Annotated in this window: 19 protein-coding genes; 15 read left to right on the top strand and 4 right to left on the bottom strand. The window is 36.5% G+C overall.

Annotation, left to right across the window (positions count from 1 at the left end; all coding sequences use genetic code 11):
* Positions 1-231: 231 nt before the first annotated feature.
* The 13 genes from pnuC to BM084_RS10315 all read left to right on the top strand — a co-directional run bounded on the left by pnuC (position 232) and on the right by BM084_RS10315 (position 16,366).
* Positions 232-837: a nicotinamide riboside transporter PnuC gene (pnuC, locus tag BM084_RS10375; RefSeq protein ID WP_075325258.1), complete on the top strand. Its 606-nt coding sequence runs from the start codon at positions 232-234 to the stop codon at positions 835-837.
* Positions 806-1,819 (top strand): acyl-CoA dehydrogenase family protein, encoded by a 1,014-nt coding sequence (locus tag BM084_RS10370; protein WP_075325257.1) that lies wholly within the window; start codon positions 806-808, stop codon positions 1,817-1,819. The genes pnuC and BM084_RS10370 overlap by 32 nt, the downstream gene beginning before the upstream one ends.
* Positions 1,820-1,927: 108 nt before the next feature.
* The gene (locus BM084_RS10365; RefSeq protein WP_075325256.1) at positions 1,928-2,590 is read left to right on the top strand and encodes a hypothetical protein; all 663 of its coding nucleotides are present in this window, start codon (positions 1,928-1,930) and stop codon (positions 2,588-2,590) included.
* Positions 2,591-2,654: 64 nt separating this feature from the next.
* Positions 2,655-3,677 carry a hypothetical protein gene (locus BM084_RS10360; protein ID WP_075325255.1) on the top strand — a complete coding sequence of 341 codons (1,023 nt, stop codon included), beginning with the start codon at positions 2,655-2,657 and terminating at the stop codon, positions 3,675-3,677.
* A 40-nt stretch (positions 3,678-3,717) separates the two neighbouring features.
* Positions 3,718-4,809 (top strand): Gfo/Idh/MocA family protein, encoded by a 1,092-nt coding sequence (locus BM084_RS10355; RefSeq protein WP_075325254.1) that lies wholly within the window; start codon positions 3,718-3,720, stop codon positions 4,807-4,809.
* A 272-nt stretch (positions 4,810-5,081) separates the two neighbouring features.
* On the top strand, positions 5,082-5,342 hold the full coding sequence (locus BM084_RS10350; RefSeq protein WP_143083648.1) for a hypothetical protein: 261 nt from the start codon (positions 5,082-5,084) through the stop codon (positions 5,340-5,342).
* A gap of 86 nt (positions 5,343-5,428) precedes the next feature.
* Entirely contained in the window at positions 5,429-6,205 is a 777-nt protein-coding gene (locus BM084_RS10345; protein WP_075325252.1) for a hypothetical protein, read from the top strand.
* A 5-nt stretch (positions 6,206-6,210) separates the two neighbouring features.
* On the top strand, positions 6,211-8,997 hold the full coding sequence (locus BM084_RS10340; RefSeq protein WP_075325251.1) for a TonB-dependent receptor plug domain-containing protein: 2,787 nt from the start codon (positions 6,211-6,213) through the stop codon (positions 8,995-8,997).
* A gap of 18 nt (positions 8,998-9,015) precedes the next feature.
* Positions 9,016-10,179: a DUF4249 domain-containing protein gene (locus tag BM084_RS10335; protein WP_075325250.1), complete on the top strand. Its 1,164-nt coding sequence runs from the start codon at positions 9,016-9,018 to the stop codon at positions 10,177-10,179.
* Between the two features lie 10 nt (positions 10,180-10,189).
* Entirely contained in the window at positions 10,190-11,902 is a 1,713-nt protein-coding gene (locus tag BM084_RS10330) for a hypothetical protein (RefSeq protein ID WP_143083647.1), read from the top strand.
* A gap of 80 nt (positions 11,903-11,982) precedes the next feature.
* Entirely contained in the window at positions 11,983-14,124 is a 2,142-nt protein-coding gene (locus BM084_RS10325; protein WP_093304621.1) for a glycoside hydrolase family 97 protein, read from the top strand.
* A 280-nt stretch (positions 14,125-14,404) separates the two neighbouring features.
* A complete protein-coding gene (locus BM084_RS10320; RefSeq protein ID WP_093304619.1) occupies positions 14,405-15,772 on the top strand; it encodes a short-chain fatty acid transporter in 1,368 nt (455 codons plus the stop codon).
* A 123-nt stretch (positions 15,773-15,895) separates the two neighbouring features.
* Positions 15,896-16,366 (top strand): hemerythrin domain-containing protein, encoded by a 471-nt coding sequence (locus BM084_RS10315; protein WP_075325246.1) that lies wholly within the window; start codon positions 15,896-15,898, stop codon positions 16,364-16,366.
* Between the two features lie 20 nt (positions 16,367-16,386).
* Here the strand turns inward: BM084_RS10315 and BM084_RS10310 are convergent, their stop codons facing one another.
* The 3 genes from BM084_RS10310 to BM084_RS10300 form a co-directional block, all read right to left on the bottom strand.
* Positions 16,387-17,616 (bottom strand): hypothetical protein, encoded by a 1,230-nt coding sequence (locus BM084_RS10310; RefSeq protein WP_075325245.1) that lies wholly within the window; start codon positions 17,614-17,616, stop codon positions 16,387-16,389.
* Positions 17,617-17,819: 203 nt separating this feature from the next.
* Positions 17,820-21,443 (bottom strand): BamA/TamA family outer membrane protein, encoded by a 3,624-nt coding sequence (locus BM084_RS10305; RefSeq protein WP_232228883.1) that lies wholly within the window; start codon positions 21,441-21,443, stop codon positions 17,820-17,822.
* 89 nt (positions 21,444-21,532) lie between these two features.
* Positions 21,533-21,982, bottom strand: a complete 450-nt coding sequence (locus BM084_RS10300) for a nucleoside deaminase (RefSeq protein ID WP_093304617.1) — start codon at positions 21,980-21,982, stop codon at positions 21,533-21,535.
* Between the two features lie 97 nt (positions 21,983-22,079).
* Between BM084_RS10300 and dxs the strand changes: the two genes are divergently transcribed.
* Both dxs and BM084_RS10290 read left to right on the top strand, forming a co-directional pair.
* Positions 22,080-23,858, top strand: coding sequence for a 1-deoxy-D-xylulose-5-phosphate synthase (gene dxs, locus BM084_RS10295; RefSeq protein ID WP_075325242.1), 1,779 nt, complete (start codon positions 22,080-22,082; stop codon positions 23,856-23,858).
* Positions 23,859-23,889: 31 nt separating this feature from the next.
* Positions 23,890-24,912 carry a DUF3078 domain-containing protein gene (locus BM084_RS10290; protein WP_075325241.1) on the top strand — a complete coding sequence of 341 codons (1,023 nt, stop codon included), beginning with the start codon at positions 23,890-23,892 and terminating at the stop codon, positions 24,910-24,912.
* 29 nt (positions 24,913-24,941) lie between these two features.
* On the opposite strand, the gene BM084_RS10285 is transcribed toward BM084_RS10290, so the two are convergent.
* Positions 24,942-26,288, bottom strand: coding sequence for a deoxyguanosinetriphosphate triphosphohydrolase (locus BM084_RS10285; RefSeq protein WP_075325240.1), 1,347 nt, complete (start codon positions 26,286-26,288; stop codon positions 24,942-24,944).
* Positions 26,289-26,418 lie beyond the last annotated feature (130 nt).

Raw genomic sequence — 26,418 nt, 5'->3', positions numbered from 1 at the left:
AGTAGGCTGAGATGATACCCAGGAGTTTTACTCGATAATCGAGATTAAAACATTTAAAATGTTTTTTCTCGAATAAGATATATTTCCAAAAATGCCTTTTGGGGCTTGCCCCGAGGTTATTGACTCCAAACCTGATCCGGATAATGCCGGCGTAGGGATTTTCTAAGCATAGGTTGCATTACTGCAATTTTTAGCTATTTCATCACCTCATTTCATTGATAATTTAGAACAATGATAGAGGATTTCTTTACACAACTTACCTGGCTACAAGCCCTGGGAACCACTTTTGGAGTGGTGCAGGTGTTACTGGCACGAAAAAACAATATTCATAATTACTTATTCGGGATTGTCTCCATTCTTATTAGTCTGTTTGTAATGTACCGGTCTAAACTTTATGCCGATATAATTCTAAACCTTTACTATCTCGTAATGAGTATTTATGGTTGGTTTTACTGGAGATACGGAAAAAAAGAAGAAGAAACCCCCATTTCTTATTCCACTAAATCTGAACATTTAAAAGCCCTGGGAATTGTATTGACCTGTTTTACAATAATGAGTTATTGGCTTCGCTTCCATACAGATTCTGATGTTCAATTTTGGGATGCAGCGGTTAGCGGTTTTGCCTGGGCGGGAATGTGGCTTATGGCTAAAAGAAAAATGGAGAACTGGATTTTCCTTAATATCAGCAATAGCATTGCTATTCCTTTACTTATTTATAAAGAATTATACATATATGCCGGCTTAACCATTTTCCTGTTTATTGTAGGAACTTCGGGGTATTTTAAATGGCGAAAAATTATAAAAAATGAAAAAAGACAACAGGCAGCAAGTGCTTAGAGAGCTATGTTTGGGTGCAGATATATTTCCTGAAGAAGTTTTAACCTGGATTTCCGGAGAAAATCTCTGGAATATTTGGGTGCCTAAGAAATATGGCGGACTGGAATTTACGCTTACTGAAGGGCTTTTAAAACTGCAGGAACTGGCCCGAATTGACGGTAGTCTTGGTTGGACGGTAACTCTATGCAGTGGCGCTAATTATTTTATAGGAAACCTGGAACCTGAAACTGCAGCACAGATTTTTAAAACTCCAAATCCTACTATTTTAGGAGGTAGTGGTGGCTTTTTTGGAACAGCTGAAAAAATTGGTGATGATTATAAAATTTCCGGAACCTGGCGTTATGCGACAGGCGCAAATTATTTAACCCACTTTACACTTAATGCTGAAATTTACGAAAATGGTAAAGCCTTATTAAATGAGGATGGCTCACCCAAAATACGCTCGTTTATTTCACCTAAAAATGATGTGAAAATTGTTGAAGATTGGAACACGATGGGTTTAAAAGCTTCGGTTACGCATTCTTTTGAAGTAAAAAACGTTTTTGTTCCTAAACGCTTTAGTTTTATTTACAATGAATTTTACCAGCCGCAGGATATTTTTAAAATTCCTTTTTCAGTATTTGCCGATTTAACACTTTGGGTTAATTATTTGGGGATGGCCCAGCATTTCCTGGAAGAAGCACGCAGTTTTACTTCTAAAAGTATTCTGGAAAACTTAGAAAAATGTACTGCTGTTTCTCAAGATGAAATTTCAGCATATTCTAAAACTATTGAAAATGAGATTGCAGCCGGAAATAAAATTTTAGATTCCTATTCAGAAGAAATTCATTCTTCGGCCTCCAATTCAGTAAAAAATCTTTCAAAAAATATTATTGAAATCTATCCTTTTTTAGGCGTAAAAGCCAGTAGAAACGGTCATTCTTTAAACCAGGTTTTTTGCGATTATTTTACCGCAACCCAACATCATATTTTCAAAAAATAGCGCTTCTAAAAAGAAATAAGATTTAAAGTGAATTCATCTATTTAGTGGTGAAAAATGATTATCATGATCAATGCGGTAATTTATTTAAAAACCGACTAAATACTTAAGATGAAATATAAAATAAACATAGAGAAAGTTCAAACACTTGATGAAATTAAGGAATATTGGACGAAAGAAGATTATATAGAATTGCTAAAAAGATTTGATTATCCAGAGGCAGAAGAGTCTGATCCTGAAACTTTAAGGGAATTGCTATTTATGGCTATTTCCGATTTTGAACCCGTGGAAGCGGCAAAATTGGTTTTAGATTACAAGCTGGGCGAGGAATTATCTGAAGGCCAAATTGAGCAAATCTCCAATGATATGTTGATAGATACGGTTTGTGAAGAATATCCTGAAATGGAATTACAATCCAGGTTATTCCATGTTAATCAACTACTTTTTAAAGCTTACAACGGCAAATTCCCCAGTTCTAGCGCTACTATTATTCATTGCTCCATTACTTCCCCAGACGCCTCTGCAAAAATGGATAAAGCTACAATACTAAGATTATTGAATGATGGACTTTCTGACAGGAATATTGTGAAAAGATTGTTTGAAGAACAAATGAATGGTAATGGCGAATTTCCGGAAGCAGAAAATATTATCTGGGATTTAGAGGTTTCAGACAACGAGCATTATAAAATCACAACTTCTGGAAATCTTATTAAAAAAGATGAGATAATTGCTTCAGAATGGGAGAAAGAAATAGAAGAAAATTCAGAAAAATAAACTGAATAAGATTGCTACAGAGGGATAGAAATTTTATCTATTTTTATCTCTCTAAAATCTAATTATGAAAAAAACTTTCCTGCAGTTTCTTGCGGTAATTTTATTGCTTGTTTCCTGTTCTACCGATAATAATAATCCTGAAAGTTCAGAAAATCCTGAGACAGAAATTGAAGACACTTTCAATTATCTGGCTCTTCGTGCTAACGGGAATTTATATGAAATTGGAAATAAAACGGGAGAAGTTACGGCTGTGGGTTCAATTTCAGCAATGCGGGGTAATCTAAATATGATTCCCAGTACGGTAACGGCTTCAGCAGAGAAAATCTTTATTTACGAACATCTTTTTGATCCCTTTCACGGTCGGGTATTGGTGATGGATAAGGAAACCAGATCTGTAGAAGTTTTTGCACTTGATTTTCCGGTAGAAATATATGGTGAAAATGCCGGCTTAAATAGTTTAGATTGGGATGCTGCGCAAGGCAATCTGGTAGGAATTGTAAAAGATGAGATGGAGTATAATAACAATAATACCAGCCGTGTAGTGAGAATAGATCCTGAAACTATGGCCCTTAGTTATGAGGGGATTTCTTTTGATCATAATATTACGCTTTCAACAAGTCTGCTTGGTAATAAATTGTATGCACTAAGCTCTACTACCGGGGAGTTGGAAGATGCTGAACTTCTGGAAATTGATTTGTCTACCAAAACGCTTGAGCCTCTTGAAATTTCTGACACCGAACTTTTTATGGGAAACCTCGCCAACAATGGAAAGGATAATTTTCTTTTTGGTTTAATGCCGGTTAGAGGTAGTTCTTTGATGGGTGAAATGAAAGCCTATAAATTGAATCTTACTAATAATGAATTTGAAGCACTGCCGGAGGTAGGAAGGTTCTCTGGCCGTCACATTGCCCGAAAGAGCTTTTACAACAAAGAATTTAAAGAATTTGCTGAACTAATTTACAAGGACAATAAAAATCAGCTACTTCAATATAATCACCAGGAAAATGAATTAAGTGTCCTGGAATTAATAGGAGCCGGGGATTTTGACACTTCTGTTATAATTATAGATTATGTGAAAGTTCAGTAAAAATTCTATTATTTTTCCCGAACAATTGTAATCGAATATTATGAAAAAAGCCTGTACTTTATTTCTATTCAGCCTTATTATTACTCAAAGTTTTTCCCAGGAAAAAATAAAGGTAGCGGTGGCGGGCTTAACTCATGGTCATGTAGATTGGATTTTTAACCGGGAGGGAAAAAACGATATAGAAATTGTTGGTATTTATGAAACCAATAATGAACTCATTAAAAAATATTCAGACAACTATAACCTGGATAAAAATCTCTTTTACACTGATTTTGAAAAAATGCTGGATAAGGTAAAACCTGATGCGGTTTCAGCATTTGGGGCTACCGAAGAACATATTAAGGTTGTGAGGGCCTGTGCACCAAGAAAAATTCACGTAATGGTGGAAAAGCCACTTGCAACAACTGTCCAGGACGCTAAAGAAATTGAAAAGCTGGCCAACCAACATGAAATTCACGTGCTTACTAATTATGAAACTTCCTGGTATGCAAGTAATCAGTATATAAAAGATTTAGTTGAGAAGGGCGAACTTGGTGATATTAGAAAAGTAATGGTTAATTCTGGCCATCAGGGCCCTAAGGAAATTGGTGTGAGTAAAGAATTCCTGGAAATACTTATTGATCCCGAGAAAAATGGAGGCGGTGCCTTAATGGATTTTGGTTGCTATGGGGCTAATTTAATGACCTGGCTAATGAAGGGTGAAAAGCCACTTTCAGTTACCGCAGTAACTAATCAAAATAAACCCGAAATTTATAAAGAAGTAGAAGACGAAGCTACTATTATTCTTCAATATGAAGAAGCACAATGTGTGATCCAGGCTTCATGGGATTGGACTTTTTCCCGAAAGGATATGGAAGTCTATGGTACCCAAGCTTACGCAATAGCCAGCGATGCTACCACCATTAAAATACGTGGTGTGGAAAGTGAAAGAGAACAAACCATCAAGTTAGATCCAAGGCAGTCGCCTCACAACGATCCATTTTCTTACCTGGCGGCCGTTGTAAATAAAGACATAGAAATAAATGATTTTGGATTGTACAGTCTTCCGTTAAATGTTACCGTAGTAGAAATTTTAGAGAAGGCCAAAGAATCGGCAAGGATAGGAGAAACAATATATTTTCAAGAAGGTTGATTTCTAAAATTTTTGTATAAAAAAAGGGGGATTGACTTTCATTTCAGAATTGCCCCCTTATTACTCCAATTATACACTTCAAAATTAAATCAGATAAGGCCTATTCAGGTTAAATCAAGTTCAAGTAAATACTAAGCTTGTATTAATCCCATAGATTTGTTTCTCGGCTTAACATTCATTTAAAAATCAGGGATAAAGCCTTAATTTTTAAATAACCTTTCCAAAAATGTTTACATCTAATTTTGCTTAAAATAAAAGTAAAAAATCAAGTTATGGATTTAAGCGAAAAGAACAATTTAGCTTTGGAAACTTTAAAATTTCCGGTTAGGTACGATAGCAGGCAACAAACAATATGGGATGCAAAAGGAATGATGGTTTGTGATATTCGAGGCTGGGGAAAAATTCAATTTATGAACAAATCTGAAGCACGCCAGGATGCTATAGGTGAATTAATTACTAATTTGCTCAATAAATTTCACCGCAATGAAAATTCCAAAATAGACGAAGAACTTTTTAGGATGTTGGCCTCTTAGGTTTAAGTATTTTTAATTGAATGTGTTAAATTCATTCTTAAGTTATAAAGAATTAAATAAGGATCTTATATTTAGCTGCATTTTCCTTGAGTATTTTATTAAAAACCGCCCTTCCGGTTTACTTAACCAATCTCTATATGCGGCAATATTTTATACTTCTATTTTCTATAGTACTACTTAGTACTAATTTCAGCGTTTTTTCGCAGGAATACAGGGAAGAATTTAAAAATTTTGATGAGCTCGTAAATATTGAAAACACCAATTTATTATACGGCAAGGAGTATGTAGAACAGCACGCCACCATAAACAATAAACATAAATTTTTTCAAACCTCTGGGTTTTTGAATGGAGACGTGGTTTATAGCGGGGAAACTTATTACGATCTCGACTTAAAATATAATATTTTTGAAGATTTACTTGTTGTAAGAGTTAAAAAGGAAAACGGAGATGTAACTTACCAGTTATTTAAAAATAGGATTAATAGGTTCAGGATTGGTGGGCGAAATTTTATAAGTATATCGCCGAAAAAAAATAACAAAATTCAGGGATTTTTTGAAATAATTAGTGAATCTGCTTCTCTGAAACTGCTAAAAAATCATCGAAAGAAATTAAAGAAAATCCTCACTTCAGATTTTACTTATTTTGAATTTGAACCCGAGCCGGCGCAGTATGCCGTCGCTATTTCAGAAAAATATTTCCAATTAGAGTCTCAATCGGAGTGGATAAATGTCTTTCCAGAACATAAGGAGAAGATCGAAAGTTTTTTTAGCTCTAATCGGGCTTTAAAAGAAAGTGATCCCGATAGCTTTATGCTGCGATTGTTTAGCGAGATTTCTGAATCCTATAAATCGAATAACTCTTAATTCGAATGAGAATATTTCTAATTTTTCTATTCTTTCTCTGTAGTGTTTTAAAGCTTTCGGCCCAGGAAGCCCCACGAATAGATCTAAGTTTTGAAGATTCACCGGTAGAAGAAGTTATGATGATCATTGAAGACCGCACCGGATACAAGTTTTTTTATTCCGACGAATGGTTAGATGATAATTTAATTTCCGGGTCGTATACCAAGGAAGATTTAGAAACCGTACTTACTGAAATTTTTAATGCTACTAACCTCAATTTCTTTATCCTCAACGATCAAATAATTATTACGAGGAATAATGTGATTTATGATGAGTTGCCCACTAGTTTTTATCCTGAAAAAGACACAGATACTATAGCCAGGGATAAACCCGGGGCGGTGAGTGAAGATTCTGAAGAAAGAAATTATAAACCTGTTTTTTACCGGGAATCAGGAACTGTTGCAGCAGAAGAAATTGAAACAATTTACATAGGGAAGGAAGAAAAATCAAACCCTAGAAATCGATTTATGCTTTCAGGAATTGTTACTCATACTGAAACCGGGTTACCTATTTCAAATTTATCGGTGGTAACCGCAAATGGAAATCAGGGTTCGGTTACCAATGAGGAAGGTTATTATGAACTGGAACTTCCTGCAGGCGCCAGTATTATTGAAACTATCTCCCTGGGAAATTTGGATCTTAAAAAACGGATTGTGATTTATAATGATGGTCAACTAAACCTTAGCCTGGAAGAAAGTTTTGAGCAGTTAGGAGAAGTTTTGGTAGACTCTGAAGCCGATCGGAATGTGAGGAGCGTTATTGCCGGAGTAGAAAGTATAGACGTAAGTCAAATTAAAAATATACCCCTGGTACTTGGCGAAAGGGATATTTTAAAGGTTGCCACTACTTTACCGGGAATAACAACCGCAGGGGAAGGTGCTGCCGGTTATAATGTTAGGGGTGGAAAAACCGATCAAAACCTTATTTTACTTGATGATGCGGTAATTTATAACCCTGCCCATTTCTTCGGAATTTTCTCCGGGATAAACCCTTTTACAACGGGCGAGGTAGATATTTATAAAGGAAATATTCCTGCCGAATACGGCGGTAGGCTATCATCAGTATTTGATATTAAAAGTAAAGACGCTAATACTGAAAAATTCGCTGGCGAAGTTTCAGTGGGTCCCGTAACCAGTAATGTTGCTTTAGAAATTCCTATTGTAAAAGATAAATCTGGCTTGATACTGGGCGGAAGAAGCACTTATTCCGATTGGATCTTGAGAAACCTGGACGAAGAATCTCTTTCTAACAGCAGCGCTTCGTTTTATGATCTTATCGCGAAATATAATCATAAGTTTAATGAAAAGACTAATTTAAGAACTACGGGATATTACAGCCGCGATGTTTTTAGTATTACTTCAGATTCGTTGTTCAGGTACAGTAATCTGATTTTTTCGGCAAATTTTAATCATAAATTTAACGAGCGCAATGAGATGGAAGTGGTACTGTCTAATAGCGGTTACCAGTTTGATATAGATTATGAAAGTGAGTTTAATAATAATTTCACTTCCGGGTATAATATTAATGAAACCGAAGCGAAAATAAAGATGACTTACCGGCATAGTGCTGCCCACAATTTTGAATATGGTTTAAGTAGCAAACTTTATCTTGTAGATCCGGGGGAAATTTCTCCCCTAGGTAGTGAATCTATAGTTGAGCCTTTACAAATTGACAGGGAGCAGGGACTGGAGAGTGCAATTTTTATTTCCGATAATTTCAAGGTGAACGATGAGTTGCTGATAAGTGCAGGATTAAGATATTCCTTGTACGCAGCCTTGGGACCCAAATCTCAAAATACCTACGAAGAGGGCTTACCGAGGAACGAATCTACTATGGCAGGTACACGGGAAGTAGGAAATGGTGAAGTAATTGAAACCTATGCCAGGCCAGAGTTCAGGCTATCCGCCAGGTATGCTTTTTTGCCCGATTTTTCCGCTAAAATAAGTTATAATAATACCTATCAATATATTCATACACTTTCCAATAACACCACTATTTCACCCACTGATACTTATAAGCTAACCGATCTTAATATTAAGCCACAACAGGCAAAACAATATTCTCTGGGATTATATAAGAATTTCAAGGAAAATATGTACGAGTTTAGCGTTGAAGGCTATTATAAAGAATCAGACAATATTTTAGATTATAAAGTAGGAGCCCAGTTATTTTTAAATGAAAACGTTGAAACCGAAGTATTACAGGGTGATGGAAAAGCATACGGAGTAGAGTTTCTACTAAAAAAATCTGAGGGAAGGCTTAATGGTTGGCTAGGATACACTTATTCCAGGTCTTTGCTTAGGTTAGATGGCGAGTTTAGGGAACAAAGGGTAAATAATGGAGATTTTTTTCCGGCAAATTTTGATAAACCTCACGATGTTAGCCTTGTAGCTAATTATAAATTGACTAAAAGGTTTAGTTTTTCAGCTAACTTTGTTTATCAAACCGGAAGGCCAGTTACCATACCGGTGGGTAAATTTAATCCGGGAACCGGTCAATTGCCGGTTTACAGCGATAGGAACCAATTTAGAATTCCCGATTATTACAGGTTAGATCTTAGTTTTAATGTTGAGGGGAATCACAAGATTGAAAAATTTGCGCATAGCTTCTGGAATATTTCAGTGTATAACGTGTTGGGGAGGAACAATCCGTATTCGGTATTTTTTGTAACCGATGATGGTGATATTCAGGCATATCAGAGTTCTATTTTTTCAATACCAATTCCTACGATTACGTATAATTTCAGGTTTTAATTTAAAAGATTGGGGAACATGTTTTCAAAACAACAAATATTAATACTGCTTTTTACCGGTTTTTGCCTGTTTCAGTCTTGCGTAGAACCTATAGAATTTGAAACCGATGAATATGAAAATATTCTTGCGGTTAGAGCCACAATAACCGATGATTTAGAAACACAAAAGGTTTATTTAAGCCGAACTTTTCCTTTTGGCGAAGATGGTCCCGCACCCGAAAGTGATGCTTCAGTTTGGATTACGGATGCCGTAGGGAACGAGTATGAATTCAGGGAAACCGAAAATGGAGAATATCATTCTTTAAATCAATTCAAGGCGCAACCGGCAACTGATTATCAACTTCAAATTGAAACTAAAAATGGAATTTCTTATACTTCAGAGCCCACGCAATTAGCGAGTAGTTCGCCTATAGATAATGTAGAAGCACAGAGACTCACAGTAAAAGGAGAAAACGGGATAGCCATTGAGGTAGATAATTATAATACTAATGACGCGACTCAATTTTATCGTTATGAATATGAAGAAACCTATAAGATAGTTTCGCGTTATAGTTCCGACTCCGATCTTATTTATGAAAACGGACAATTTAAAGTCATTCCTAAAACCCGGGAAGAACGGGTTTGCTATAATACCTTAAATTCTACCAATTATATCCTGGCAAATACCAGCAATTTAAGTGAGAATAATATAGAAAATTTTCTGGTTAAATTTGTTGAAACAGCTAATCCAAAACTCTCGCAACGCTATAGTTTATTGGTAAGACAAATTGGTATTAGCAGGGATGCGCATTATTATTATAACGCCTTGGAACGCCTTTCAGGAAGTGATAATTTATTTTCTCAAAATCAGCCCGGTTTTGTTGAAGGAAATATTATTTCTGAAAATCCCGACGTAAAGGTTTTAGGTTATTTTAATGTTTCTTCGGTGTCAACCAAAAGGATATTTTTCGATTATTACGATTTTTATGAGGTAGGCGAAGATCCCAGGCCATATTTTAGCGAAGACTGTAACCCTGCACATCCTGTATTGCCTGAAGAATTGGAAAAACTCATTCCAATGTTGCAAAGTGGTTATGTGAAATTGCTTAGAACCAAATTTCCAACCTATGAAGTTGTGGAAACCGAATGTATAGATTGCAATGTATGGGGTACAAATGTTAAACCAGACTTTTGGGAAGAGTAAAAACTTAAAAATGAATAATTTATTTAAAATACTCTTAGTTTTCCTTCCGCTTTGTGAGATGTGGGCACAGCCTGTAACGCCCAATATGCAATTGCAGGAATCTTTTAAAGAACTTCCACAGGAAAAGGTTTTTGTGCATTACAATTCTTCTCTTTTAATGCCCGGAACTCAGTTTTATTATAAGGTCTATGTGTTAAATACTGCTGAAAATAAATTAAGTGAACTCAGTAAAGTAGCTTATGTAGCATTGATAGATAAGAGCGGTGAAGAAGTTTTCAAACATAAAATTTACCTTGAGAATGGAGTAGGAGCGAGTGATTTTTTTATTCCAAATTCGGTCAATTCGGGTCATTATAAGTTGGTAGCCTATACCCAATGGATGCAAAACGGAGGTGTTAAAAACAGCTTTAGAGCAGATCTTTTATCCATAAATCCATACCAGAATGAACAGGATATTATTGATACTGATAAGGAAATTAGTGCTGGGAATTTAAAAGATAATAATTCCGATGAATTTCTTTCGCTTTCTGTACCGAAAACTACCTATGAAAAAAGGGGAAAAATCAACCTGGAAATTATAAATACAGAAAAGATTACAGGAAATTTCTCGGTTTCAGTCAATAAGCTCGCCGAATTTGAAGTTCCTGAAAAGCCTACCAGCGCTAACTATGGCAGAAATTATGAAATTGATAATAAATCTACTTCAGAATATTTTATTCCGGAGTTAAGGGGAGAGTTGCTAATGGGAAGTATTTCACCTCGGCCTATTAATTCAAATCGTAAACCACAAGTTGCTTTATCAATTAACGGGAATCAACAAATTTTTAGAACTTCTGTAGTGAACAACGCCGGTGAGTTTTTCCTTAATCTTGATGAAAAGTTTGATGGGGAAACCGCGCTTCTTCAGGTTTTGAAGGATGAGGATTCAGAATATAAAATTCAGTTGAGGGAAAAGGAAAAAATCAATACTTCAGCATTAGATTTTAAGGATTATAAAATAAGTGCGGAAGCCACCGATGAGATTTTACAACGTAGTATTCATCATCAAATAGAAAACGCTTATTTTGAAGTAAGGGCTGATAGCCTTGCGGTAGCTGAAATAGAAAATAAGGAATTGTATCCAGGGGAGTCACAGTTGTATGTACTGGATAATTATACTAGATTTAAAACCCTGGAAGAAACCTTTGTAGAAATCATTTATTTGGCAAGAATCAGAAAAGGCGAGCATGGAGAGCCGGAGTTTAGGGTAAGCGGCATTGAAAACTCCCTGGATTATGGTTTGCCGCCATTGTTGCTGGTAGACAATGTGCTGGTAGAGGATCATTCTCATTTTATTAATTATCCTTCAGAAAAAGTGGAAAGTGTAGAAGTTTTTCGCAATAATTTTTACCTGGGTCCTATGGTGGCTCAGGGTTTAATAAGGGTTAAAACTCTTGAAGGTGATTATGTTGAAAGTTTAGATAAGCTAACCGAAATTAAAATTAAAAGTCCCCAGTTGAATAAAAATTATAGTTTCCAAAACTATAACCAGCTGGAAAAATTTAATAGAATTCCCGATTTTAGGTATCAACTTTTCTGGTTGCCTCAAATTGAGCTTGAAGAGAAAAATAAGTCTATTGAATTCTTTACTTCAGATGTTAAGGGTACTTTTGAAATAAGCCTGGAAGGTTTCACTCGGGATGGAGAGCCCGTTAGTTTAAAGAAACAATTTGAGGTGAAATAAACTTTTCCCAGGGCTAATTTATTTCCCAAAACTCCTTAAAACCGTACTTTTGTAGATTCACACATATTAAAGTAGAATTTATGAAAAGTCGATTAATATTAGGCCTCTTTTGCCTGGTTGTTTTTGGTAGTTTGCAAGCCCAAAAACTAGAATCTCCTAACGGAAACCTGGAGATGAATTTCTCTCTTCAGGAAGATGGTACTCCGGTTTATAACCTGGAGTTTGAAGGACGTGCTATTATTGAAAAAAGTAAGCTTGGCTTAGAGTTAAAAGAAGGGCAGCCTCTTACCTCTAATTTTAGCATAGAAAACACCGAAAAATCTACTTTTAACGAAACCTGGACACCGGTTTGGGGTGAAGAAAGTGAGATTAGAAATCAATATAATGAGCTTGTAGTTCATTTAGATCAGGAAGATTCAGAGCGTAAATTGGTTTTGCGCTTTCGTTTATTCAACGACGGACTCGGGTTTAGATATGAATTTCCGAAGGACTCCAGGCTTGGGCATTTCGTGATCTCAGATGAAAAAACCGAATTCGCTATGACCGGTGATCACACCGCTTTTTGGATCGCCGGCGATTATGATACCCAGGAATACGATTATACCGAAAGTAAACTTTCAGAAATACGAGGCTTGATGACAGAGGCGGTAACCGCTAATGTTTCTCAAAAATCATTCTCTCCCACAGGAGTGCAAACTTCTTTAATGCTTAAAACCGAAGACGGCCTTTATATTAATTTACACGAAGCCGCTTTACTGGATTATCCTGCAATGCATTTAAACCTGGACGACGAAACTATGGTTTTTGAATCCTGGTTAACACCAGATGTAAATGGGGATAAAGCCTTTATGATCGCTCCCGGAATAACGCCATGGAGAACTATAATTGTAAGTGATGAAGCTAAAGATATTCTTTCTTCAAGAATCACTTATAACCTGAATGAACCCAGTAAGATTGAAGATACTTCCTGGATTAAGCCAATGAAATATATGGGCGTTTGGTGGGAAATGATCACGGGAATGAGCTCTTGGGATTATACTGATGAATTTGCAGCGGTTAAACTGGGTGAAACCGATTTTGAAGCCGCTGAACCGAATAGTACTCACGCTGCAACTACTGAAAATGTAAAATACTATATAGATTTTGCATCAGAACACGGTTTTGACGGCTTATTGGTTGAAGGCTGGAATGTAGGCTGGGAAGATTGGTTTGGAAATTCTAAAGATTATGTCTTCGATTTTGTAACGCCTTATCCAGATTTTGATGTAGATGAAATTAGAGAATACGCCAAAAGTAAAGATGTGGAAATGATTATGCACCACGAAACTTCGGCTTCGGTTAGAAATTACGAAAGGCACTTAGATACGGCTTACCAGTTTATGAAAGCCAATAATTATAATGCGGTTAAAACAGGTTATGTAGGCGATATTCTTCCAAGGGGTGAAAATCACTATAGCCAGTGGATTGTTAATCATTATCAATATGCGCTTGAAAAAGCTGCGGAATATGAGATTATGATCAACGCGCACGAAGCTGTTAGACCAACCGGAATTGCCAGAACCTGGCCAAACCTTATCGCTAACGAATCGGCTCGTGGAACTGAATATCAGGCCTTCGGCGGAAATAAGCCAAATCACGTGACCGTTTTACCTTTTACGCGTTTAATTGGCGGCCCAATGGATTACACTCCGGGAATTTTTGAAATGGATATCAGTAAACTAAATCCAGACAATAATTCTCACGTAAACAGCACGTTGGCTAATCAATTGGCTTTGTATATAACAATGTATTCGCCTTTACAAATGGCAGCCGATTTACCTAAGCATTACGAGCAGTTTATGGATGCATTTCAGTTTATAAAAGATGTAGCGATAGATTGGGAAAAAAGTGTTTACCTGGAAGCAGAGCCGGGAGATTACATTACGATTGCCAGAAAAGAAAAAGATGGAAATAACTGGTTTGTAGGTAATGTAAACGGACTTACTCCAAGAACTTCAGAAATTGAATTCGATTTCCTTGAAAAAGGAAAAACCTATATCGCAACTGTATATGCCGATGCTGAAGATGCGCATTATAAAGATAATCCTCAGGCTTATGAGATCAAGAAATATAGAGTGAACAGTAAGTCTGAGCTTTCACAAAAATCTGCTCCCGGCGGAGGTTATGCCATAAGCATTATGGAAGCCAGTAAGGATGAAGTAAAAGATTTAGAGAAACTGTAGATCGAAAAATGTATAGTGTATAATGTAGATTGTATACTGCAAATGATTCAATAACAAGAAACCCTCGTCAATTTGGCGAGGGTTTTCTTTTGGGAGCTAATCAAAAGCTTTTCAATTAGAAACCACATTTTATAAGAATTTAATAAATAATTTATAGTTTTAAGCAGTGTTAATAGATAATGCCCATCCAAACCCTACTTTGGGATGGGATATTTTAGTATGAGACTAATCGAATATTACAGTCAATTTTTGGTAGATCAGCACGTATAAATCTAAAAATTTGAACCTTAGCAATTTCATAGAAAATACCTTTAAAAAACTTATCCCGGCGCCCTTTACTTTAGCGGTGCTACTTACATTAATTACCCTTTTTGTCGCGTTCTTTTTTACGGAAGAAACGAACACTAATTCTGCAATTCAAATTCTCGATTTCTGGCAAACCGGGATGTGGGATCCCGCTCTTATTGTCTTTATGGTGCAAATGATGCTCATTTTGGTTTTGGGGCACATTTTAGTACTAAGCAAACCTGTTTCCTGGCTTACGAGTCAGTTAACTAAAATAGTGACCGGAAATGCGAGCGCAGTAATTATCGTTTCGGTTTCAACAATGTTAGTAGCATTTTTTAACTGGGGACTGGGATTGATCTTTGGTGCAATAATGGCGAGGAAAGTTGCCGAAGCCGCTTCCAATAGAGGCTTCAAAATTAATTATCCATTAATTGGAGCCGCCGGTTATGTAGGTTTAATGGTTTGGCACGGAGGAATGAGCGGTAGCGCTCCGTTAAAAGCGGCTGAAGACGGCCATTTGGCCAGTCTTTTCCCAGGAGCAGATGCAGATTTTCTTTCGTTATTACCGAATAATCTTCCTACTTCTATAACAATTTTTTCCACCTGGAATTTATTGATTTTCGGAATTTTATTGGTGTTAATTCCGCTTACGCTTTATTTGCTTTCCAGGATCAGCAGAACGAAGGAGGTGAAAATTGAAGCTGAAACAAAAACAAATCATATCGCAAAAATCACCGGTGCCGAAAAACTGGATCATTCAAAATCGCTAAGATTAATTTTTGGATTTCTTCTCCTAGCAGCTTTTTTCGCAAGTTATTCTGATGAAATTTCCGCGGGACACCTTACACCTAATATGCTGAATTTTCTAATGCTTTGCTTGTGTATTTTGTTACACGAGTCTTTTGCTTCATTTTTAAAAGCTCTAGAAGAAGCCATTGGGGGAGCGGCGGCTATTTTAATCCAATTTCCTTTGTATTTTGGGATAATGGGCATAATGCGGGAAACGGGATTGGTAAGTGATATTTCGGGGTTTTTTGTAAGTATCGCAACCGATGTTAGTCTGCCGGTTTACAGTTTCTTCAGCGCAGGCCTGGTAAATATTTTTGTTCCCAGTGGCGGCGGTCAATGGGCGGTACAGGGCCCAATAATTTTAGAAAGTGCTTTAAAACTTGGAGTGCCGCTTAACAAAGCTGTGATGGCTTTGGCCTATGGAGACCAGATAACGAATATGCTGCAGCCATTCTGGGCGTTACCATTACTTGCCATTACCAAACTAAAAGCCCGGGAAATCCTTCCCTATACGCTGGTAATGATGTTAGTGGGGAGTCTTGTTTATATAATCGGATTGGTACTGGTTTGATTATTAGAATTTCAATAAATTACTTTTGGGAGATAATTATCGGCAATAAGAGGAATTAATCTCGATTAACGAGTAAAACAGATTTAGATTTCTTATTTTATATAGGAATCAACAATTCTAATTATGGTACCACCAAAGACTAATCCGATAAAAAGACATAAGGCTATTCAACCTTTGAGTAGAGAACATCACCAGGGGCTTTTGCTCTGCTGGAAAATCCGAAAAGGTTTTGAAACCGGCGTGGAACCGCAACGCATAAAAAAATATACCGATTGGTTTTGGGAAAACCAGTTACGGGTGCATTTTCAGATTGAAGAAAAATATGTTTTTCCGGTTTTAGGTGCTAAAGATGTACTGGTAAAACAGGCCCTGGAAGAACACGAACATCTGGCATCATTATTCTGCCAAAATACTGATATCTCCCTTGCCTTAGAAATGATTAAAAACGACCTGGAAGGCCATATTAGGTTTGAGGAACGGGTGCTTTTTAATAAAATCCAGGAAGAAGCTTCAGCAGAAGAACTTCAGGAAATTCAACAACACCATAACAAAGAAATAACCTGCGGAGTGTGGGAAGATGAGTTCTGGAAATAAATTCATCTAAATCACCAAAATTAAGCAGCTTTTTGCATATGCTGCCTATCAGTCACTTCCTGTTTTAACCTAAAAACAGTGTCTTTTTCGTAAGCCAGAAAATAGTAGATCACAAAGAACAGGAAATACATAATCATTGATTTTTGCCTAAGAATTATACCAAGATTAGACATTACAAATGTCATTGCAAAAGACGTGGTAAAAAATAAGATTAGACTGAGTTTTACATGGCCCGGTGCCGTTTTTAAAAATCCGAAAAAACTCTTTTTAAACAATTTCCCGAACAATAATAAATAGATTAAATTCTCTATGGATACTATAACTCCAAGAATTCCGGGAGCATCAAAAAATAGTGGTCTAAACCAAAAAGTAAAGAATTTCTCTAGAAGTGAATAATCTGTCATTGGGACACCCGAAGTGGCATTATCCAGGTTATTAGAACGGTTTTCGGTAAAAGAAAGAAAATCTGCAATTAGGTTTTGAGAATTTCCAAGGTTTACCACATCCAGAATTTGTTTATGAAAAAGCAAGAGAACACCAGTTATAGCGCCCACAAAAATTGCTTTTTGTTTTAAACTAATCTGGTTTTTATTGATAAATATACTCAGCAGTCCTGCTCCTGCCAATAGTAAAAACATATGCGGCCTTATGGCAAAAACCAGTAAAGAGCCCAAACTTAAACTATAAATTCTGTTTTGTGGTTTTCTAAGGGCATAAGCAAATAACATTAAGCCCAGAAAAATAGGTGCTCCTTTGCCCAAAGATGCTGTCCAGAAGTGCATATTTGGTAGAAAAAGAATTAAAACCAAAAAATCTATTTTCTTAAAGATCTTAATATTTATAGCTATGTTTTCTTTAAAAAATAGGTAAGCATAAACAAAGCCCATAAAACCAACCCAGCTAAAAAGCAACATCATCATTTCGTAGCTAAAGCCGAAGAAATTTATAAATGGATAAGATAGAAAATCTATAAAAGAGGTGCCTGTTTCTAAAAATCCGTTCCAGGTTTTACCTTCTTTTCCCGGCACACTAAAATAGCGCTTTGAATCTGAAGGATTAAAAAAGGCGTAGGTGTAATAAACTCCGGCAAAGATTAGATGATAATAGAACAATTTATTCATCAGGTTTGCTGAGAAAAAATCGTGTTTTTCACTAATTTTTTTGAAAATATACTGGTTTGCCAGGTGCAAAAACGGAATAAGCATTACCGCCTGCAATAGGTTATGAATTAGGTTTATATTTGGGGACATTTCTTAAAATCTATTTATCCCCTTAAAACCAATTTTCTTACCTAAAATTTTTAATTATGATAGCTTTAAGTTTTAAGCCAATAATTAACTGAATTTAAGTCTTTTGTGGTAAAATGTTTTCAAGTTAACAATACTTTCAAATTTGAATACTGTGAACTTCTACAGTAATGTTTCCACAGGTGTGTAGATTTCAACACGGAAATTTAGAATTTAAATCCAAAAGTAAAGGTTAATCTTCCACCATCGTCACCGTAATAATATCCTGTGTTTGCGGTAAAAGCATTAAAGCCATTAATCCAGATTGAGCCGCCATAGTTGTTTCGCCATTTATCTGAAGTTGAATCTTCTGCCCATACCCGGCCGTAATCAAAGCCGGCACTTACTCCAATTTGCAGGGGAATAAAATTAGTTTTGAATCGGCTTATTCCAACTCTAAGATCGGTAGAGTGGTAGAAAGATTGTTTCCCATTGAAACGTTCCCAACGATAGGCCCTCAGATTTTCATTTCCGCCAAGGATAGCACCATCATAATATTCATAATTATCACCAAAGATGGCTTTACCACCAACTTTGGTAGCTAAAACCGCAATTCCGCTTTCGTGTAACGGATAATCTATAGCCAGCCACGGACTTACATAAGCAAATTCGTTGTTGTGACCGTCAATATTGGTTTTATAACCTGTGGTGATATCAGCTTCAAATCCGCGGGATGGATATGCAGGGTTATCCCGATTTTCATAATGATAATTTAATTCCCCTCCGGCATAAAGTTGTTGGTCAAAAAGATCATTTTCTTCAGGAAAGGCATCTGCTATAAATCGTTCTTCATCATAAGATACTTCTCTAGATTGTAGCATTGGCTTTGCATAAAAGCTTCCACCTGAATTTCCACGCCAAATTAGGGAAGGGGCAATTTCCCATTGCTCAATACGAACCCGGTTGTAATCTCTTCCAAAGGTATCACGTTGATTTTCGGAATTTATACCTTCTCCAAAATAATTCACAGCAAAATTAGGACTGGTATAACTAGCTAATATTCCCAGGTTCCAGTTGTAGAAAATATGTGCAAATTCTCCCTGATATCCTACTTCAAAACCGTTAGTGGCAAAATAATAAGCAGCATCAAAAGTATGTTGTGTATTAAATGGATTATTGGTGAGCCCGTATGTGGTGTAAGTATCTTTAATGCCTAAAGAAAGCCCTTCGTCGCCATTATAATCTACTTGCGGCATAATTTTATTTTCACTTCTTTTTCGTTTATCGGGGTTAAAAGTGTTTATCTCGTAATCGTCTACCAACCATTTTCTGGAAGCAGAATTGATGATTGTGTTTTCTTTGCTTTTATGATCGAATAATTTGATTTTTCTTGTATTCTGAAAATCGTAGATATCGTTTTCTTCTCCACCAACTACTTTTATTTCTACAGGATTATTTCCTTTTCCTAAAGTTTTAAAGGTATCGTCACCATCAAATCCATAGATCCAAATTTCATCGGTAGTTTCTGAATTATAAGTGTTTCTAAAGACTTCTTTTCCGTCTTCATTAATCATTATAATCTCGGTAAGACCATGGTCTTTTCTTTCAATACTAAAAGTATCATCTTCTTCGGTTCCTGTGAGGATTTGAAACTCCTGCAAATAATTATAATAGCGTTTGGCGATATCTTCTAAATTATCTCTTCTCGCTTTTAGGCTACTTTTAATATTTTCAATAGTTTCATCCTGAGCTTCTTCTGGTAAAGCTTTAAAAGCAGTCTCAATTTCATTATCGCTAAGTCGGGATTGAATAAACTCTACCTGTTCTTCCCAGTCTTCCCAGGTTAAGGTTTTTAATAAACGCTGGTCTAAAGGGTAACCCGATAAATTAAACCATTTTACATTATCTACATTCGCATCGTAAGTTTCCATTTTTCTAACCAGTGGCAATCCTAATTTTACCAGATCTGGAATAAAGCCATCATAATTTGGAAAGGCAAAATCACGGTCACGGGGTATGGGTTGGTAGAGTTTCGTGCTATCTTTCTGGGTGTGTAATGCCCATCGCCATTGATCGAAGTGTCTGTCCCAGTCGCCAATTAACATATCTACCAGCCTGTTTTTAATAAATTCTTTCTCATCTGTCCTGATGTTTTTAGATTTTCTCATTTCCTCAAGAAGATCGCGAGTACTTATAATATCTTCGGGCGAACCAAATCTTTCAAATTCTTTATTTTCATCTCCTACGTGGGCTTCAAACATATAAAGTTCATCGCCATATTCATCATTATTAAGTCCTAAGGCTTTTTGCTTTGGCACATAATATATCTGAGGTTTACCCGCGTAAATATCGAGTAGATCATTAATGTGTTTTAAAGAGTAACGGGCATAGGGGTGTGCACTGGTAAAAAGATCCATCGCATAGCGTTGGGCCACGGTATTTTCAATATAATCTTTAATATAATGGTCTTTAATAGTGGTGGCCTGTAAAAACCGGGTAGCGCTTTTTCTTAATGCACGAATAGTAAATTCATTTTTATCATCGGCAATAAACCTAAGGGAGCGGGATTGCATACCACCGCCTTCTTTTAAAGGTTGCAGGTTCCCTTCCAGGGTGTCCAGGAACAGCACGGGCGCTTTTATTTCTTTACTATACACTTCTCTATAAAAATCACCAATTAGGCTTTTATAGAGGCCAGATTTATCGGTTTCTTCTTCGGTATATATAGAAGCATTTACGGAGTCACCAATTTGTTCTTTAGTTTTAAAATCAATCTCGCTCCAATTTGGTTCGTCGCTTTTAAGCGTTTTGCTAAAAATGGGCTGATCTGAATTTTCAATGCTGAAAAATTCAATAAGCGTTTCATTATTTTTATAAGCTTTTATTCTAGCATAACCGCTTTTGTTGCTTCCAAAATGCTCGTTTTCTTTTCTAATACTAAGTTTTTGGGATTTTCCCGTGCTTCCGCTTATTATTTGCGGAATGCCGTCATCTTCTAAATATTGAAGATTTCTGTCCAGGCCTGAAAGAAAAATTACATTATCAAACTGGCTGGCAAGGGTCTCCAGGCGGCCTCTTAAATAACTTTGTTCTTTGCTTTGATAATCCTGTACTGAAAAACCTCCAATTTTTTCAAAGAAGGATCTTTTTGAATTACTCATTACCGGATGCTGTAGAGACACCAAAATGGTCTTACCGTGGGCATCTTTTATATCATCTTTAAATTCAGCAAAAAAGCGTTCTCTTGTTTTTATATCGCATTTAGAATTCATATTGGGATGGTCGTCCCAATCTTCTAAATACCACTGGGTATCTACGGTAATAAGAATTAGATCATCGGTAATATCTTCCTGTTCAATTGGGCAACCATCATCTGGCCAAACTTCTATGTTAGATTGGTTATCCTGAAGAAAAGACTCCAGATCATCTATTCTATTTTGTCCACCTTTGGTCCATTCATTACGGCCTGGAGTAAATATCACTTTACCGTTAAATTCCTGAACCGCATCTAATAGATTCTTTTTTAAAAATTCCTGTTGGTTCTCTCGTTCCCCTTCTTTTTCATATCCTTTCTGTGGAAGAAAATTTCCAGGAATTAATAAGGAAGCATTATCATCATTTTTTGAAGCCTCTACAATAGTATTTAGAATTTTTAGACCATCACCTGTAAGATCATTTCCAATATTACCGGCAACATAAAAAGTATGTTCCAGGGTTTTAGGCTCTTCGGCACCTGGAGAAACCTGTGCGGTAGTCGAGATAACTGAAGCTATAAATAAAAAGACGAATTTATAAATGGTATTAATATTCCCCATAGATGCGTTAACAATTTTAATTTGAACAAGCTTCAAATTTTTGGAAAAAAAGCCACTTAACAATAGCTTTTAACGCATTATAACACTTGTCTTTAGCAAGTCTTTAACTTTGGTTAAGCAGGGAATTAATTCAAATTTCGTTTCTCAATAAAAAAACGCTTTAATAATGCCGAAGCTTCATCTGCAAGAATACCAGATTTTACCTGGGTTTTAGGATGCAGCTTTACCCCGGTTTTTCGGTAGCCACGTTGTTCATCTTCCGCAGCGAAAATAAGTTTTGAAATTTGGCTCCAATATAGAGCACCAGCGCACATTTGGCAGGGTTCCAGGCTTACGTACATAGTGCAATCTTTTAAATATTTTCCGCCCAAAAAACTTGCAGCAGCGGTTATTGCCTGCATTTCGGCATGCGCGGTAACATCGTTGAGGGTTTCGGTTAAATTATGTCCGCGAGCTATAATCTGGTTATTTATTACAACTACAACCCCAACAGGAATTTCGCCCCTTTCAAAAGCTTTTTGGGCTTCTTCCAGGGCTTTTTTCATAAAATATTCATCGTTAAAAGGCTGCAACATTTAAATAATCTTTTCTGCGGAAAGATAAAAATTATAAAATTAGCTTCTGAAGAAATCCTTGTAAGAAATAACTTTTCATAGCTTAACTTTGCGTACTATGAATCTTAATATTTTAGAAGATATAAACTCACCTGAAGACCTGAGGAAGCTCCCGGCTGAAAAGTTACGGGAAGTTTCAGCAGCGCTCAGGAAATTTATAATAGATATAGTGGCAACTAAAGAAGGCCACCTTGGTGCCAGCCTTGGAGTGGTAGAATTAACGCTTGCCCTGCATTATGTGTTTAATACTCCTAAAGATTTATTGGTTTGGGATGTTGGTCACCAGGCTTACGGGCATAAAATTTTAACGGGTAGACGTGAGATTTTTCATACTAACAGACGATTAAACGGTATTAGCGGATTTCCAAAGCGGGAAGAAAGCGAATATGATACTTTTGGGGTTGGGCATTCTTCTACCGCGATCTCTGCTGCCCTGGGAATGGCTATAGCTTCAAACCTTAAAGGTGAATTTAAAAAACACCATATCGCTGTTGTGGGAGATGCTTCTATTGCTAGCGGGATGGCTTTTGAAGGTTTAAATCATGCGGGAGTAACAAAAGCAAATTTACTGGTGGTGCTCAACGATAACGCTATTGGAATAGACCCCAGCGTTGGAGCTTTAAAACAATACTTAACAAAAGCGCGGGTAGGTTACAAACCTAAACAAAGTAATATTATTGAAGCGCTTAATTTTAAATATTTTGGGCCGGTAGATGGCCACGATATTGCTGGATTGCTTGAAGTTTTTAAACAAATGAAACAAATTGAAGGTCCCAAATTCCTTCACGTAATTACTACTAAGGGTAAAGGTTTAAAAAAGGCTGAAGAAGACCAGGTAAAATATCACGCACCCGGGAAATTTAGACCAGATACCGGGGAGCTTTTGCCATACGATACGGCAGGGCTTCCTTTAAAATACCAGGATGTTTTTGGTCTCACCTTGGTAGAATTAGCAAAAAAGAACGATAAAATTATAGGAATTACTCCTGCCATGCCTACAGGAAGTTCTTTAAAATTCATGATGCAGGCTTTTCCAGAAAGGGCCTTTGATGTTGGCATAGCCGAACAACACGCAGTAACACTCTCTGCAGGGATGGCTACCCAGGGTTTTAAAGTTTTTTGCGCTATTTACTCTACTTTTTTACAGCGCGCCTACGACCAGGTTATTCACGATGTGGCCATTCAGAAACTGCCGGTAGTTTTTTGCCTGGATAGGGCAGGACTGGTTGGGGAGGATGGGGCAACACATCACGGCGTTTTTGATATCGCTTATCTAAGATGTATTCCAAATATTATAATTGCCGCGCCCAGCGATGAAACAGAGCTTAGAAACCTGCTTTACACCGCCCAGCTAGATTTAAAACTTCCAATGGCCATAAGATACCCAAGAGGTAGGGGCGTTAAAACAAACTGGGAAACTCCTTTTGAGGAAATAACAATTGGAAAAGCCAAGAGCCTGAAAGAAGGTGATAAAATTGCGGTTTTAAGTATTGGAAATATGGCACAGAATGCAGCCAAAGCCATAGAAAGTATTAAAACAGAAAAAATTGGGCATGTTGATATGCGCTTTGTAAAACCGCTAGATGAAGAATTATTGCACGTTCTTTTTAGGAAATACGAAGCCTTTATTACTATTGAAGATGGAACTGTGGTGGGCGGCTTTGGTAGTGCTATTTTAGAATTTGCAGCAAAACACGATTATAAAGCTAAAATTAGGAATTTAGGTTTGCCAGATAATTTTATTGAGCAAGGAAATATAAATGAATTACAAGAAATTGCGAAAATTAGCGTTGAATATATTAGGGAAGAAGTAGTGTCTCTTCTTCAAAATCTTTAATTTTGCCATTCCGAAAAATCTAAATTAACTAATGAAAACCAAAGTCTTATGTCTTGTAGCATGCTTCGTTTACTTAACCACCACCGCCAACAATTCAATTTCAGATTATTATTTTGACATTTATAACGATACTATAAAACCTTCAGATTCTATTAAAGTGGTACAGGATACTACGAAAGTAGATTCTGTTATAGTAACGTTTTGGACAGAAAAGAATGAAGTTGGGGTAAATTTAAACGAGGTTGCTTTTATTAACTGGAATGCCGGTGGAAATAATTCAATTTCGGCTCTGGTTCACGGTAATGTAGAGCGCAATTATAAAAAAGATGATCTTAATTGGCGAAACCGGGCTACAGTGCGCTATGGTATAAACTCCCAGGAGGGCCAGAAACTTCGAAAAACAGAAGATGAGTTACGTTTAAATTCATCTTTTGGTTATAGAAAAGATTCGGTTTCCAATTGGTTCTATTCGGCAAAATTCAACTTTAATACGCAGTTTACCAATGGATATAAATATCCTGATACCGATAGTCCTATTTCGAAATTTATGGCTCCGGGTTATTTATTTCTGGGTATTGGTACAGAGTATTCAGATCCGGTAGAAGATCTTAAAGTATATATTTCACCGGTAACGCAAAAATCTACTTTTGTTCTTGACCAAAGATTGGCTAACGAAGGGATGTTTGGTGTTACGGGGGCAGTGAGAGATACGTTGGGCAATATTGTTGAAAAAGGAGAAAATGTAAGAACTGAATTTGGTTTTTTGGTTACCAGTGATTTTTCTAAAGAAGTTTTTGAAAATGTTGAACTGGATAATCAATTAAGCCTGTATTCAGATTATCTCAATAAATTTGGGAATATTGATGTGGAGTGGCAGTTAAACGTGAATTTAAAAGTAAACGATTTTATAAAAGCCAATGTGGGTTCCCATTTACGCTACGATGACGATGTAAAATTTAAAGAAGATATTAATGGCGATGGGGAGCTTGAAACTACCGGGCCCAGGGTGCAGTTTAAGCAAATGCTGGGCGTAGGCCTCGTCTACGAATTTTAAAGATGCCGGCTGTCTAAGCCGGCATTTTCTTATAATTTAATTCCTTTATATTTTTCAAAAGAAGCTACGGTAAACCCATCAGTCAACGAAGCGGTATGCGAACAAATTTCTAATAAACGCCTATAAACCGAATTCTCCTCCTGGAGATAAGCTAAATTTGGAACCGATTTTAAAACCAGTTTATTAAAATTAGAATATTCTTCGGCTTTCAACGGAAGTAAGGCTTCGGTATAAGTATCTAAAAGGTGCGAAAGCATTTTATACCCTGCAATTTCTTTACTTATTACCTCTTCACTCTGGTAGATTTTTTCAATACTAATTTTAATAATATCGTCTATTTGCGCTTCGTATTTACTCTTATCTAACAATCCCTGATGAAAACTTCCTGAAAGAATTGCATCTTCATTTTTTAAGAAGGTTTCTACCGCTTCGGTAATTAAGGTATTTATAGCCAGGGCTCTTAGGTAACTTAACCTATCTGCAGTATTTGTAAGGCTATTGTATTTGCCGGTATTTATATTGTCTTTTACTAGTTTTATAAGATATTCCAACGCATAATCTTCATCAATTAGACCAAGGTTTATCCCGTCTTCAAAATCTATAATGGTATAGCAAATATCATCGGCTGCTTCCACCAGGAACGCGAGAGGATGGCGGTAGTAACTTATATCGCCGTCTTTTCCTGTTTTAATTAAGCCTAATTCGCTTGCAACCTCTTCAAAAATCTCTTTTTCTGTCTGGAAAAACCCAAACTTCTTGTCGGCTATATTTTGTGAGGGTTTATGAGGTAAAGATTCTTTAGGATATTTTATAAAAGCTCCCAAAGTAGCGTAAGAAAGTCGGAGACCACCAGAGATTCCCGGTTTATTTTGTGTAAGGATTTTAAAACCGTTGGCGTTCCCTTCAAATTTTATAAGATCCTGGTATTCTTTTGGAGAAAGTTCATCTTTAAAACGTTTTCCATGACCGTGGCTAAAATATTCCCCAATAGCTTTTTCTCCTGAATGCCCAAAAGGGGGATTCCCAATATCGTGAGCCAGGGCAGCAGCGGCCACAATGGCACCAAAATCGTTCATTTTGTAAGCATGGGTTTTTTCCAGTTGAGGATGTTTCTCCAGAATTTTTTGCCCTGCCAGTCTACCTAAAGATCGCCCAACTACCGAAACTTCTAAACTATGCGTAAGCCGGGTATGTACAAAATCGGTTTTGGAAAGCGGAATTACCTGGGTTTTATCCTGCAAACTTCTAAAAGCCGAAGAAAAAATAATTCGGTCGTAATCTACCTCAAAACCAAGACGGGTTTCGTTTTGCTCTTTTCTTAAGCGTTTATTGGTATCTCCAAAACGTTTTAAGGAAAGAAGTTGCTCCCAGTTCATCATAATTTAGTGCTGTTTAGAATTGAATTTATAATCCAGGTTCAAAAATAGAAAAAGCTTATGAATATTGGCCGGTTGAGCGTGATTTGCTGAAAGGTATTAGCCTGAATCATTTAATTGAACTTGTGCA

It is taken from the genome of Salegentibacter agarivorans, assembly GCF_900113135.1.
GTDB classification, from domain to species: Bacteria; Bacteroidota; Bacteroidia; order Flavobacteriales; family Flavobacteriaceae; genus Salegentibacter; species Salegentibacter agarivorans.
Note: the sequence above shows the minus strand (reverse complement) of the source record. Positions and strands in the feature narration are given on the sequence as shown.